The sequence below is a fragment of the Streptomyces sp. NPDC002309 genome (assembly GCF_053593375.1).
This window is the reverse complement of sequence record NZ_JBSFCI010000002.1, coordinates 22,399-35,892: the sequence shown is the minus strand read 5'-3', so window position 1 is coordinate 35,892 and position 13,494 is coordinate 22,399. Positions and strand designations below refer to the sequence as shown.

The window sequence follows — 13,494 nt, the reverse complement described above, 5'->3', positions numbered from 1 at the left end:
TCCGCAGACGAGAGGGGCCGGTGCCGTCGAGGCACCGGCCCCTCTCGCATGCCCGGGTGCTACGAGAGCTGGCCGTCGTAGTCCGGAAGCTTGTAGGTCTTCTCGGCGTGGCCGCCCGACAGGTCGGTCGTGTTGTTGCCGATGTTGGCGATGATCGTGTAGCCCTTGGACTCGATGTTCACCCGCTGGGCCGTCTTGTAGTCGGCGACGTTCTTGAACAGGTCGAAGAAGCCGCGGACGTAGAGGCCGTCGACCTCGTAGCCGACGTGCTCCAGGTTCCACTCGGTGGGCAGGTGGATGATGCCCGGGCGGGCGGTGACGAAGAAGATGTCGACGCCGCGCTCCTGCGCGTACTTCGCCACGTTCAGCGCGGGCTTGTTGGCCGGCTGCGGGAAGCTGAAGCCGAAGTCGGTCTCCAGCGTGGTGTTGTCGATGTCGAAGACGATCGCCTGCTTCTCGCCCGGCTCGGCCTGGGCGATCCGCTGCTTCAGGTACGGCAGAGCCTGGTCCATCACGGCCTGGCAGTCCCGCTGCCAGGTGGCGTAGTCGACGTCCGCGGCGGCGGTGCTCGAGACGGTGCCGGTGGCGGCCTCGGCGGGGGCGGCGATGGCCACGAGGGCGGCCGCGGCGACAGCGCTCGCGGCGGTGCGGCTTACCCAAGGGTGGCGTCTTGTCATGGGGGGTCCCTTCACATCCGTACGCGATGGGTACGGTGACCGGCATGTCGTGTGCATGTTCGTGCGTGAGGGTGGCGCGAGGGGAACCGTAGGGTTACCGGACGGTAGGTGTACAGGGATGTGCGTCACACAACGCCGGTGATTTTCCCGAGAGTTGGCCGTATGGGCAGCCGGGCCAGGGCGTGTTCCGGTACGTCGGTGACCCCCGCGGCGAGGTGGACGCCGATCTCGCGCAGGTCCGGAAGGAGGGCCGCGAGGCCCGAGAGGTCCTCGGTGCCGTCGAAGTCGTTCAGCCGCAGGCTGGTGACGCCGGGCAGGGGCGGCCCCGGCCGGCCGACCGCCCGCCAGTTGAGGCGCAGTTCCTCCAGGGCGGGCAGCCGTGCGATCTCCTCCAGGTCCTCGGTGGTCAGTGCCACGGACAGGGTGGCGAGGCTCAGTTGCCGCAGGGACCTCAGGCGGTGCAGCCCGCGCAGTCCGGTGTGCAGAGTGGCGTTCCTGGTGAGCCGCAGACAGCGCAGGGGCAGGGTCTCGGGCAGCGCCTCGTCGAGGGAGTTCGCCGGCAGCGCGATGCCGAGGTCGAGCCGGTCCAGCGTCGAAGAGCCCGCCAGCTCCCACAGGGCTCCCGGCCGTTCCAGCCCTGGCAGAAGGTGGAGCGAGAGCCGTCGCAGGGGCAGGTGGGCCAGCGGGGCGAGGCTCTGGACGTGCGGGCATCCGGAGAGGTCCAGGTGGGTGAGCCGGTTCAACCCGGCGAGGCACTCCAGATCGCGCAGCCGCTCGTTGCCCTTGACGACCAGCTCGGCCGTGTCGCCGGGCAGCGCCGCGGGGTCGAGGTCGCCGACCAGTTGCAGCGCCCGCCGCCCGCCCAGTTCGCCCAGGATCCGCAGGTGTTCCTCGGAATGCGCGGCGAAGAAGAGCCCGTCCTCGCGCAGGTGCGCGACGACCTCGGTGCCGTACCGCCGGGCCGGGAATCGGTGCCACGTCCAGCTCAGCTGAGCCCGCACCTCCAGGGCCGGGTGGGTGCGGTAGCGGGCCAGGACGGGCAGCGCGGCCTCGGTGCCGATGAGCGACGCCGTGACGACCACGGCACGGGCCTCGGCGTCGTCCAGCCCGTCCGGGCCGGGCAGCAGCTCCAGGGCGAGCGGGCCCACCGACGCCAGCGCGCGGGCCTCCTCCGTCGTCCGGGGCGGGATCAGGGCGGCGGCGTCGCGCTCGACCTCCTGGCGCACCCCCGGATCCAGTTCCGTCGCATGCTCCAGCGCGGCCAGCGCGAGCAGCCGTACCCGAGCGCTCGCGGCGCCCTCCAGGCGGTCCGCCGAGGCCAGCAACTCCCGCAGCAGGTCGGCCCGTTCCCGGGGCCGGGCATGGGCCACCGCCATCCGGATCACGTCGGCCCACTGCGCGTCCGCCGCGCCCCGCACCAGCAGGCCGAAGTCCCCGTCCTCCACGGCCGCCTTCGCGCCCAGGTAGTCCTGGAAGGTGCGGTGGACGAACTCCACGGTGCCGGGGGACGGTTCGCGGAGCAGACCGCTGCGGACCAGCAGATGCCGCAGGATCGACGGCGCGTCGCCCTGGGAGGCCGCGGCCGGGAGGGACGGCAGGACGTCGGCGATCAGGCGCTCGGCCCGCTCGCGGTCCATCTCCGACTGGTGGTTGCGGATCAGCCAGTACGCGAGCCGCTGGAGCAGCTGGATCTGGGGGAGCTCGGTGAGGCGGATGCCGTCGGGTCCGGCCATGTCCCGCTCCTCGTCGCGCCGGGCCAGCAGCATCGACAGGGCGGCGTCGTACAGCTCCTGACGGCCGTGCGGGAGATAGCCCCGCCGGTCGCGGTGCAGGGCGCAGACCAGGCCGCACATCAGGGGGTTGGTGGCGAGGCGCCCCAGGTCGGGCTTGGTGCGCACGGCGTCGAGGAGGGAGCGCTCGTAGGCGTCGAGGCGGTCGCCGTCCTCGGGGGCGCCGGCACGGGCGGCGGTGTGCCAGCGCGTGACGAAGGCGGTCACGTCGTCCGCGCTCATCGGGGTGAGCGTCAGCTCCGTGAAGCCGTCGGGGGCGAGCCAGTCCTCCCGTACCGCCGAGGGACGGGAGGTGACCAGCCACTGGTTGCCGGGATAGACGTCGAGCAGGTCGCGCAGCCAGCGACGGGTGCGCTCGCGTACGCGCTCGGGGATCTCGTCGATACCGTCCACCAGGAGCAGTCCCCGGCCGGCGCCGAGCACATGGTCCGCCCAGCCGTCCGGCTGGTTCGCGTGGAAGGGGACGCGCACGGCGGACAGGAAGGCGTCGGGTGCGGGCAGGCCGTCGGGGCGGCGGACCAGGGTGCGCAGCGGGAGGACGAACGGGACGCGGTCGCCGCGCGCGCCCCGGGCCGCGGTGACCGCGAGCCACTGGACGAGTGTGGTCTTGCCGGAGCCGGCCACCCCGCGCAGCAGTACGCGGTCGTGCGCGGCGAAGACCTGCTCGGCGGGGAGCGCGGTGGCGGCGGAGGGGAGGCCGGGGCCGGCCGTCTCGCCGTCGCCGGAGTCCGGGTGCAGGGCCTGGAGGCTGAGGTAGGCGGCGTCCAGGGGCCAGCGGTCGGGGGAGTCGACCAGGTCGATGCCGTAGATGGTGAGATGGCCGTGCTTGGAGGTGACGTACGTCATGTAGCGCTGCTCGAAGGCGTCGTCGGACGCCGGTGCGGTGCGGGCGAGCAGGGCGTCGATCTTGCCGACGAGCTCGTGCTGGCGGCGGGACTGCTCGACCAGGGTGCGAGGTACGAAGGTCGAGCGCCGGGTGAAGAAGTGCAGGACGTGCAGGCAGGCGGTGCTGAGGGTGCCCAGGTAGAACTGGGCCGCGTCGAGGGAGAGGTCACGGTCCGGCATACCGCTCGCGGCGCGCAGCCGAGCGGCCAGTTCCTCGTGGCCGAGCTCGACCGCCTGCACGTCCGTCATGTCCAGCCCGCCGAGCGCGTACAGGCTGTCGGCGAGGGCGTGCGCCACGGGCTCTTCCTCGTCCGGTGGCAAGTGGCGCTCCCCGCCCCCCTTCAGCGCCTGCCGGACCAGTTCGGAGGCGAGCAGGGTGAGGTCCCCGCGGTCCAGCCGCCGTTTCTCGCCGCGGAACGAGACGTACGAGGAGATCCGCACCGGCCGTTCCACCAGCCCGGCGCCCGCGCCCTCGCCCACGAACAGTCTCTTCACGAGCGGCGCCGCCACGGCCGACGCCAGCCGTACGCCGATGACCGACGGTTCCACCCGGCCTCCCCCTGAGCCCTGTTGGCAGGAAACAGCAGAGTAGCGCCGGTCACATTCCGGGGTGCCGGCAGCCAGGGCCTCGGTGACATGCCGCACAGGCGATATGTCCGGTACTAGGCGGATTAGGAGAGGTGTGAATGCGAATAAAACGGACTATCCACGCAGAACTCATGTGTCGGAATTGAGGAGTTGTCCTTAATTATCCGGAATGGCGACTCTGTCAAGAGTCGGCAGAATATGGGGCGAATTACTAGCTTCTGTAGTACGTCACACGTTTTGGGCTGACCCGGTGCGGCGGGTACCAAGGGATGGCCCGCCCGGCAGAAGGCTTTTGCGCCGAGCGGTCCTTCTGTCCCCGTCTCACGAGGTATCGAATGTTCTCGCGTGTCACGTCCCTTTCTTCCCGTACGCCCCAGCTCCGCACTCGCGCGGCCGTGCTGGCCGCCGGCATCGGCGCCTCGGTCGTGCTGGGGGCCGGGGTCGCGGCCGCCGCCAACACCTCCACGGCCGCCGCCACGACCGCCACCACCGGGGTCGCGCACGCCGTCGAGGTACAGGCCGCGGCCCAGGCGAAGGCGGCCACGGTCGCGTCCGCGCAGAAGGCCAACGCCCAGTCGGTCGCCGCGAAGAAGGCCGTCGGCTGGACCACCCCGGTCAAGGGCTACAGCCTCAGCGCCAGCTATGCCCAGGCGGGCGGCATGTGGCAGTCCACCCACAGCGGGCAGGACTTCGCCGTCGCCACCGGTACCAAGGTCATGGCCGCGCACGGCGGTACGGTCGTCAAGGCCGGCGGCAATGGCGCCGGTGACGGTCCCGCGTACGGCAACGCCGTCGTCATCAAGCACGGCAACGGCACCTACACGCAGTACGCCCACCTGTCCCGCGTCGACGTGAGGGTCGGCCAGATCGTCGCCACCGGGCAGAAGATCGCCCTGTCCGGCAACACCGGCAACTCCAGCGGCCCGCACCTGCACTTCGAGATCCGCACCTCCCCCAACTACGGCTCGGCGATAGACCCGGTCGCCTTCCTGCGGACCAAGGGCGTCACCCTCTGACGACGGTGACCTAGGACACACCTCTGTGGGCCTGGGTCACCATACCGACGGCGACTTCGAGGATGGCTTCGCGCTTCTCCTCGGGGTCGCCTTCGAGTTCCTGCATCGCGAACACCATGCCGGCGTGCAGTGTGAAGATGGCGCTGATGCAGCGGACCTGGTCGGCCAGACCCGCGTCCCGGTCGACGATGATGAGCCGCAGGTCCTTCATACGCTCCTTGAACAGCTCGCCGATGCGCAGCTCGCGGATCGTCGCCTGGTTCTCGTGCATGAAGCGGAACAGCGGTTCCGCGGCGGTGAGGTGCTCGCTGTAGCGCCGTACGATCTGCTGCTTCGTCTCCAGGGTGTGCGGCTGACTCCGGCCCCATTCGATCAGTTCGTCGATCGGCCGCATCAGGTCGTCGAAGATCCCGACCAGGATCTCTTCCTTGGTCCGGAAGTGGTAGTAGAGCGCCGCCTTCGTGACGTCCAGGTGTTCGGCGATCTCGCGGAGCGACGTCTTCTCGTAGCCCTGCTCGGCGAAGAGGTCCAGGGCCACGTCCTGGATGCGCTGGCGGGTGTCGCCCCGTCGGCGCTGCTTGCTGCCGTCCATGCTGCCGCCCGTCCTCGCGCTCTCCCGGCCACTCTTTGGCAAAGAAAAACTTACTTGACGCCCGGCTAGTTCGCGAGCTACGTTCTCGCGGTAACTAGCCGGGCGGCAAGTAAGTTGGGGGAGCGGTGCAAGAGGGGAAGCGGCCGAGGAGCGTGCGGGTGGTCCTGCTCGCCCTGATGATCGCGATGATGCTCGCGATGCTGGACAACATGATCATCGGTACGGCGATGCCGACGATCGTGGGCGAGCTGGGCGGTCTGGAACATCTGTCCTGGGTGGTGACGTCGTACACCCTGGCGACCGCGGCCTCCACGCCGATCTGGGGCAAGCTCGGCGACATGTACGGGCGCAAGGGCGTCTTCCTGAGCTCGATCGTGCTCTTCCTGATCGGCTCCGTGCTCAGCGGCATGGCCCAGGACATGGGACAGCTGATCGCGTTCCGGGCCGTGCAGGGACTGGGCGCCGGCGGTCTGATGGTCGGTGTCATGGCGATCATCGGTGACCTGATACCGCCCCGGGAGCGCGGCAAGTACCAGGGCATGATGGCCGGCGTCATGGCGCTGGCGATGATCGGCGGCCCGCTGGTCGGCGGCACCATCACCGACCACTGGGGCTGGCGCTGGACCTTCTACATCAACCTGCCGCTCGGCGCGGTCGCCCTGGTCGCCATCAGCGCCGTTCTGCACCTGCCGAGGAAGCGCTCCGAGGCCCGGATCGACTACCTCGGCGCCGTGCTGCTGACCGTCGGCATCACCGCGATCGTCCTCGTCACCACCTGGGGCGGTACGGAGTACGCCTGGACCTCGGCCGTGATCATGGGGCTGACCGGGATCGGCGTCGCCGCGCTCGTCGGCTTCGTGTTCCGGCAGACCCGGGCCGCCGAGCCGATCCTGCCGCTGCACATCTTCCGCAGCCTGAACTTCACCCTGATGTCCTTCATCGGCTTCATCGTGGGCTTCGTGATGTTCGGCGCGACCCTCTTCCTGCCGCTCTACCAGCAGTCCGTGCAGGGCGCCTCCGCGACCAACTCCGGACTGCTGCTGCTGCCGATGCTGGGCGCGATGCTCGTCACGTCGATGGTGGCCGGGCGGATCACCACGCAGACCGGGCGGTACAAGCTGTTCCCGGTGGTGGGCGGTGCCCTGATGGTCGTCGGCCTGTATCTGCTGTCCCTGATGGACACCGAGACCTCACGGCTGACGTCCGGTGTCTACATGGCCGTGGTCGGGCTCGGCATGGGCTGTCTGATGCAGATCACCATGCTGATAGCGCAGAACAGCGTGGAGATGAAGGACATGGGCGTCGCGTCCTCCTCCACCACCCTCTTCCGCACCCTCGGCTCCTCCTTCGGCGTCGCGATCATGGGCGCGCTCTTCAACCACCGGGTCCAGGACGAGATGGCCCGGCGGGAGGGAGCACTGGGCTCCAGGACGACCGAGCAGTCCGCCCAGCTGGACGCCGCGAGCCTGGCCAAGCTGCCGGAAGCGGTCCGCGAGGCGTACCAGTACGCGGTGACGTCGGGCACGCACGGGGCGTTCCTGCTGGGCGCGGCGGTGGCCGTGCCGGCGCTGATCGCGGCGGTGTTCGTCAAGGAGGTGCCGCTGAAGGGCGCGGGCCCGAACGACGAGGGCGCGGCGGCGACGGCGCCCGTGAGCGAGGCGGTCTGAGCCGGGTGTCCGCGGGGGGCGCGGGTGCCGGGGGGTTCCGGTACCCGCGCCTCCCGTGTGAGGCCGGTGGCGTTGTCGGTGGCCCGTGTCACCATCGGCTCATGGACAAGTTGCGTCAGCTACGGCTGGCGAAGGACGCGATGGACCGGGACTGGGCCGACCCCGCACTCGACCTGGCCGCGGTCGCCGCGCACGCCGGGTACTCCCGGTTCCACTTCGTCCGCGCCTTCAAGGAGGCGTACGGCGAGACGCCCGGCCAGTACCTCACCCACCGCCGGATCGAGCGGGCCGAGGAGCTGCTGCGCGCCGCCGACCTCACCGTCACGGAGATCTGCCACCTGGTCGGCTTCAGCAGCCTCGGCACCTTCTCCACCCGGTTCAAGGCGCGCACCGGCCTGACCCCGAGCGCATACCGGACCGAGCACGTCGGCAGCGGCGCGGCCCTGATACCCGGGTGCTACGCGATGCTGTGGTCCGGCGGTTTCCCGCGCCGCGCACCGGTGGAGCCGCCCTCACCGGGAGGGCGGGCCGCTGCCGGGGGCGGCTGCTGATCCGGTGCCCGACGCGGTGTGCGCACACCCGCAGGGGCGGCCGCATTCCAGGGAAGCCTCGGCCCGGCAGCGGCAGGACGCCTCCGGCACGAGCGGCCGGTGACGCGGGCGACGGGGCACGGCACACCCGTCCGTGGAGCCCCGATGCGGAAGAGGGACGGCCGGCCCGTCAGCGGGGGATCTCCGCGGCGCGCAGCGCGAGAGCCCAGCCCAGACGGGCCTCGCCCGACTCCGGGGGCCAGCCGGTGAGTTCGGCGACGCGGATGATGCGGTTCAGGACCGTGTTGCGGTGACAGTGGAGCTGCTCGGCGGCACGCGGCGCCGAGCAGCCGGCGTCCAGCCACACCCGCAGGGTCCGCAGCAGCACGGGAGCCTCGGCACCGCAGCCCAGAACGCCGTCGAGGTAGCGGGCGACCAGGCGGCCGGCTATCTCCGGGTCGCCGGTCAACGCCGCCTCCACCAGGCGTTCGTCGAGCTGCGCCACCGCTGTCCCGCCCGGCGGCAGCGTACGCAGGGCGCGCTCCGCCAGGCGCACCGCCGTGTCCGCCGCGGCCAGTTCCGTGAACGGCGGGGAGATCCCGGCCGTGCCGCCCAGTTCCTCGCGCAGCACCCGCGTCAACTGCTCCGGCGCGGCGGACCCGAGCCGTACGAGGCCCGCGTACCGCGCGGCCCGGGGGCGCCAGAAGGACCACATGCCCGCCGCCCGGAGTGCCGGCCCCGGGTGCGGCGGCGCCGCCGGGTTCTGGTCGGCCACCACCACGGCGTAGGTGTCGCGCACCGGCAGGCCGAGCGCCGCCGCCGCGGCGGCGACGACCGCCGGATCACCGCCGCGGCCTTCCAGAAGGGCCTCGAAGAGGGCGCCGCGCCGTGAGTCCTGACGGTGCTGCAGTTCCAGCTGGGTGCGCCGGTACGCGTCCGACATCACCGTCGAGAAGCGGTCGATCGTCTCCCACAGCGCCCCCGCGACGTCGAGAACGAGATCCTGCCCGGCCCCCGTCCGGTCCCGCAGCGGCTCCGCCATCGCCTGCCACAGCGCCCGTCCGCCGCACCGGTACGCCTGGAGCACGTCCTCCAGTGGCATGCCCTGCTCGGCCCGGCGCCGCCCGGCCTCGGTCGCGGCGGCCTCGATGCCGCCGGCGCTCGCGGGCAGTCCGCCGAACTCCTCCAGCGACAGGACGAGGTCGGCGCGGCAGACGGCACGCAGATCGGCGAGCGGGACGGGACAGCCGGAGGCGTACGCCGGGCTGTGGGCGCGAAGGTCCGCCACCACCTCGCCGGTGAGGCGGTCGATGTCCGCGAGCAGCGTCAGCGCCAGCCGGGAGCGCAGCGCCGGTTCCCCATCGGTCATGGCGGCACGGTAGGCGTCCGCGTCGGCGGGGGGTGGCCCCGAGGTGCTCGCGCCCACGCCGTGCGCCCGGATGCTGGGCGACCGCACAGGGGCACTGAGCAATTCCGGAGAAGCGCCCCGGCCGCCGCCCTGCCTACCGTGACCGTGACGAACACAAGCCGTCGACCGCAGCAGGAGAGCAGAGCGATGATCACCGGCCTGGGCATCACCACCGTGTGGACCTTCGACCAGCAGCGCACCAAGGCCTTCTTCACGGAGAAACTGGGCTTCGAGGTGCGCAGCGAGGTGCCGATGGGTGACATGCGATGGGTCACCGTGGGCGCGAAGGAGCAGCCGGACGTGGAGCTGGCGCTGATGAGCCTGGACGGTCCCGGCCTCGACGCCGAGTCGTCCGAGGCGCTAAGAAGCTGGTCGGCAAGGGGGTGATCGGCGCGGGAGCGCTGCGGACGGACGACTGCCGGGGTGACTACGAGACGTTCCGGTCGCGCGGGGTGGAGTTCCTCCAGGAGCCGCAGGAACGGCCGTACGGCATCGAAGCGATCTTCCGCGACGACAACGGGAACTGGTACTCGCTGACACAGCGCAGCGAGCAGCTGGACTTCTCGAAGGACTTCGGCTGCTGAACGGGGCCGGGCCCACCGCCCGGGCGGGTGGTCGGGCAGGTGGTCGGCCGGCCGACCGGCTTACGGGCTGAGGGGCCGACGGGCTGACGGGCTGACGGCACGGGTCTCCGCCGGGCGCCTGCCGGTGTCCCCGGTCCGCGGATCTCCACGCGGCCGGCTGCCGGTATGCCCGGTCTGCGGGCGGGATGTGTCCGGTCCGGCCGCCTGCCGGTCTCCCCGGTCCGGCCGGTGGGATGTCCCCTTCAGGCCGGCGGGATGTTTCCGTCAGGCCGTCGGGACGGGCTCGCTCGACAGCGTCCCTATTCGGCCAGCACCGGATAGCTGCCCGTGTTCGTCGGCGCGTGTTCCGGCAGCCAGAGGACGGCGACCGCCCCCTCGGCCGCCATGTGGTCGGCGGCGCCCGGTGGGCGGACGTTGCGGAAGGTCAGTCGGGCCCCCAGCACCCGTGCCTGGCCGGCCGCGATGGTCAGTCCCAGCCCGTGGCCGACGCCGGCGCGGTCCACGCTGCCGGTGCGGAACCGGCTCGGCCCCTCCGCCAGCAGGTCCTCGGGGAAGCCCGGCCCGTGGTCGCGGACGCGGATCACCCGGCCCTCGACGGTGACCTCTATGGGCGGCCGGCCGTGCCGGGCGGCGTTGGCGAGCAGGTTGAACAGCACGCGTTCCAGGCGGCGCGGGTCGGTCGTCACCTCCGACTCGTGCACCACCTGTACGTCGATCTCCGCGTCCTTCGCCGCGACCCGCCGGGCGACGAACTCGCCCAGCATGATGTCCTGCAGCTCGGCCCGCTCGGACGCCCCGTCGAGACGGGCCACCTCCAGCACGTCCTCGACCAGCGTGCGCATGGCCTTCGCCCGGTCCAGCACCAGCTCCGTCGGGCGGCCCGGCGGCAGCAGCTCGGCGGCGGTCAGCAGCCCCGTCACCGGGGTGCGCAGCTCGTGCGCGATGTCCGCGGTGACCCGCCGCTCCGCCTCCAGTCGCTGCTGCAACGCGTCCGCCATCGCGTCCACGGCCCGCGCCAGGTCGTCGGTCTCGTCCCGGACGACCCCGCCGATGGCCTCGCGCACCCGCACGTCCCGCTCGCCCTTGGCGACCTGGTTCGCCGCGGAGACCGCCTTGCGCAGCCGGCGTGACAGCTGCCCGCCGACGAGCACACCGAGCGCGCTGCCGCCGAGGACCACCGCGATGGAGCCGATGACCAGCGCCTTGTCGAGGTCCTTGAGGATGTCCGTGCTCCGGTCCGTGAACCCCGTGTGCAGGGACAGCACATGCCCGTCCTTGAGCGGGACCGCCGCCCAGATGTCCGGCGCGCCCCCCGGCCGGTCGGTGACGTACGTCGCCCGGCGCCCGGCCTGGACCTTGGCGCGCAGCGCGGACGGCAGGTCCGGGTCGTCGATCTTGATGTCGGGGAAGTTGGGCCGCCCGGACAGCTCGTAGTTGCGCTGGGCGATCTGCACCCGCTCGTCGGCGAGGTCGCGCGCGTTGTCCAGCATCGAGACCCGCGCGGCATTGTGCACGACCAGGCTGAGCACGATCGCGATCAGCGCTCCGACCAGCGCGATCGCCGCGCTGAGCTTCCATCTGAGTCCCGTACGGATGCCCGTACGCCGTACACGCGCCCCGACCAGGCGCCGGGTGATCCCCCGCATCGACGTGTCCCGTCCCGTCCTCAGGCCCTCAGCTTGTAGCCGAAGCCGCGGACCGTCTCGATCCGGTCCTGGCCGATCTTCGTCCGCAGCCGCTGCACATGGACGTCGACGACGCGGGTGTCCCCGCCCCAGCCGTAGTCCCAGACCCGCTCCAGCAGCTTGTCCCGGGACAGCACGGTGCCCGGCGCCGAGGAGAACTCCAGCAGCAGCCGCATCTCGGTCGGGGTGAGCGCCACCGGCCGGCCGGCCTTGCGCACCTCCATGCCCTCGGTGTCGACCTCCAGGTCCCCGAAGGTCAGCACCCCGCCGGCGGCCGGGGAGTCCGTTCCCTCCCGGCGGCCCGCCGCGCCGCCGCTCGCGTGTCCGAACCGGCGCAGCACCGCCCGGATGCGTGCCACCAGCACGGCGCCGTCGAACGGTTTGGTCACGTAGTCGTCCGCGCCCGCCTCCAGACCGAGCACCACGTCGATCGAGTCGGCCCGCGCCGACAGCATGATCACCGGGACGGTCGACTCGTCGCGGATGCGGCGGCACAGGCTGACCCCGTCGAGGCCGGGCACCATGACGTCCAGCAGGGCGATGTCGGGCCGGTTCGCGCGGAACGCCTCCAACCCCGACAGTCCGTCGGGCATGGCGGTGACCGCGAAGCCGTCCCGCTCCAGTGCGAGCTGGGTGGCCTCGCGGATGACGTCGTCGTCCTCGACGAACAGGACGTGGGTCTGCTCTGCCATCCGTGCTCTCAGTCCGTATCCGTCGGGTCGGTACCGGGTATCCGGTACCGGAACCCGGTGTCGATGCCTGTCTCGATGCCTGTCTCGATGCCCTGTCGCGGTGCCTGTCCCGTCGTCCGGTCAGTTGCTCTCGGGTGCCGGCGTCGGTTCCGCGCCCACGACCGCGCTGTAGTCGTTGCGCGTGCGGTACTCCTCGGAGAAACGGTCCGCCCTCCAGCGGTACGTGATCACGTTCTCGCCCGAGGGGCTCGACACCGGGTCGCCGCGCTCGTACACCTGCTTGGTGACCACCAGGTCGCCGCGGTCTATCTCGGCGTAGACCGGCGGCTCCTCGGCCTGGAAGACGTTCTCGTAGGTGCCGTTCTCCTCGCGATACACATACGAGCCGATGCCGACGACGTCACTGCAGGTCACGACGTTGACGACGACGTCCTCCGCGGTCCCGCCGGTCAGATCGCCGTAGGACAGGTCGACCGGGTACTCGTCGGCGACGCACGGCTTCAGGACGCGCTTGACCGCCGGCGAGACCTGCGGATCCGCCTGAAGCAGCTTGACCGCCGTGGCCCGGGTCAGGCTCCTGGACCGGGGCACCGCGGAGACAGGGGCGGCCGGGCTCATCGCGCTGCCCGCCACCGGCTCGTCGTGGGCCGGGCCCTCGTCGCGGGCGCCGGTGCCGCCCGTCGCGCAGGCGGTGAGCACAAGGCTGAGGGCGGTGAGCACGGACGCCGCCGTGGTCACCGCCTGGAAGGTGCCTCGGGCCGGGGTGGGCCCGGGGCCGGTGCCGACACCGGCCCTCCCGGTCAGGCCGCGCAACGCTCCCGCTCCTCACGCTCCAGCGCGCGTGCGTCCAGATCGCGGGCCTCCAGCTCCTCGCGGAGCCGGGCGAGCGCCCGGTGCAGCGTGCTCTTGACCGTTCCGGCCGACATGCCGAGGGCGGCGGCCGTTTCCTCCGTGGACATCTGCTCCCAGTGTCGCAGCACGACCACGCTGCGCTGCTTGGGGGCCAGCACCTTCATGACGTCCATCAGCAGGGCGCGGTCCGCGTGCTGCTCCGAGGAGTCGTCCACGCACGACTCGGGGAGCTGCTCGGTCGGCACCTCCTCCAGCTTGCGGGCCCGCCACCACTCCGTCCGGGTGTTGATCATGACCCGGCGCAGATAGGCGTCCGCGAGCCGCTTGTCGGCTATGCCGTCCCAGCGGCCGAACGTCCGCGCCAGTGCGGTCTGGAGCAGGTCCTGGGCGTCGACCGGGTCCGGGACCAGCCGTCGGGCACTGCGCAGGAGCGCGTCCTGCCGAGTGCGGACGTACTCCTCGAACCCGAGCACCTGGCCCATGTCACCCTGCGCCATGATCAACCGCCCTCCATCCCCGTCTTCCCTT

General features: G+C 71.6%; 11 protein-coding genes and 1 pseudogene. 4 read left to right on the top strand and 8 right to left on the bottom strand.

What is annotated here, in order from left to right:
• Positions 1-59 precede the first annotated feature (59 nt).
• Together ACWCPM_RS01655 and ACWCPM_RS01650 are read right to left on the bottom strand one after the other, a co-directional pair.
• Positions 60-677: an HAD family acid phosphatase gene (locus ACWCPM_RS01655; RefSeq protein ID WP_450974124.1), complete on the bottom strand. Its 618-nt coding sequence runs from the start codon at positions 675-677 to the stop codon at positions 60-62.
• A gap of 125 nt (positions 678-802) precedes the next feature.
• On the bottom strand, positions 803-3,901 hold the full coding sequence (locus ACWCPM_RS01650) for an NACHT domain-containing protein (RefSeq protein ID WP_450974123.1): 3,099 nt from the start codon (positions 3,899-3,901) through the stop codon (positions 803-805).
• Positions 3,902-4,275: 374 nt separating this feature from the next.
• On the opposite strand from ACWCPM_RS01650, the gene ACWCPM_RS01645 reads away from it, so the two are divergent.
• Complete coding sequence (locus ACWCPM_RS01645) at positions 4,276-4,956, top strand: M23 family metallopeptidase (RefSeq protein ID WP_450974122.1); 681 nt, start codon at positions 4,276-4,278, stop codon at positions 4,954-4,956.
• A 10-nt stretch (positions 4,957-4,966) separates the two neighbouring features.
• Here the strand turns inward: ACWCPM_RS01645 and ACWCPM_RS01640 are convergent, their stop codons facing one another.
• Positions 4,967-5,548 carry a TetR/AcrR family transcriptional regulator gene (locus ACWCPM_RS01640; protein WP_450974121.1) on the bottom strand — a complete coding sequence of 194 codons (582 nt, stop codon included), beginning with the start codon at positions 5,546-5,548 and terminating at the stop codon, positions 4,967-4,969.
• Between the two features lie 158 nt (positions 5,549-5,706).
• On the opposite strand from ACWCPM_RS01640, the gene ACWCPM_RS01635 reads away from it, so the two are divergent.
• Together ACWCPM_RS01635 and ACWCPM_RS01630 are read left to right on the top strand one after the other, a co-directional pair.
• Complete coding sequence (locus tag ACWCPM_RS01635; RefSeq protein WP_450974120.1) at positions 5,707-7,215, top strand: MDR family MFS transporter; 1,509 nt, start codon at positions 5,707-5,709, stop codon at positions 7,213-7,215.
• Positions 7,216-7,316: 101 nt separating this feature from the next.
• A complete protein-coding gene (locus ACWCPM_RS01630; protein ID WP_450974119.1) occupies positions 7,317-7,766 on the top strand; it encodes a helix-turn-helix transcriptional regulator in 450 nt (149 codons plus the stop codon).
• A gap of 169 nt (positions 7,767-7,935) precedes the next feature.
• Here the strand turns inward: ACWCPM_RS01630 and ACWCPM_RS01625 are convergent, their stop codons facing one another.
• On the bottom strand, positions 7,936-9,114 hold the full coding sequence (locus tag ACWCPM_RS01625; protein ID WP_450974118.1) for a PucR family transcriptional regulator: 1,179 nt from the start codon (positions 9,112-9,114) through the stop codon (positions 7,936-7,938).
• Between the two features lie 186 nt (positions 9,115-9,300).
• Between ACWCPM_RS01625 and ACWCPM_RS01620 the strand changes: the two are divergent.
• Positions 9,301-9,737 (top strand): annotated as a pseudogene (locus ACWCPM_RS01620) (VOC family protein).
• 299 nt (positions 9,738-10,036) lie between these two features.
• Here the strand turns inward: ACWCPM_RS01620 and cseC are convergent.
• From cseC to ACWCPM_RS01600, 4 genes are all read right to left on the bottom strand, one after another.
• Positions 10,037-11,383 (bottom strand): two-component system sensor histidine kinase CseC, encoded by a 1,347-nt coding sequence (gene cseC / locus ACWCPM_RS01615; RefSeq protein WP_450974117.1) that lies wholly within the window; start codon positions 11,381-11,383, stop codon positions 10,037-10,039.
• Positions 11,384-11,403: 20 nt separating this feature from the next.
• A complete protein-coding gene (cseB, locus tag ACWCPM_RS01610) occupies positions 11,404-12,114 on the bottom strand; it encodes a two-component system response regulator CseB (RefSeq protein ID WP_450974116.1) in 711 nt (236 codons plus the stop codon).
• Between the two features lie 120 nt (positions 12,115-12,234).
• On the bottom strand, positions 12,235-12,927 hold the full coding sequence (locus ACWCPM_RS01605; RefSeq protein WP_450974115.1) for a hypothetical protein: 693 nt from the start codon (positions 12,925-12,927) through the stop codon (positions 12,235-12,237).
• Positions 12,915-13,463 carry a SigE family RNA polymerase sigma factor gene (locus ACWCPM_RS01600; protein WP_450974114.1) on the bottom strand — a complete coding sequence of 183 codons (549 nt, stop codon included), beginning with the start codon at positions 13,461-13,463 and terminating at the stop codon, positions 12,915-12,917. Before ACWCPM_RS01600 ends, ACWCPM_RS01605 begins: the two co-directional genes overlap by 13 nt.
• Positions 13,464-13,494: the final 31 nt, after the last annotated feature.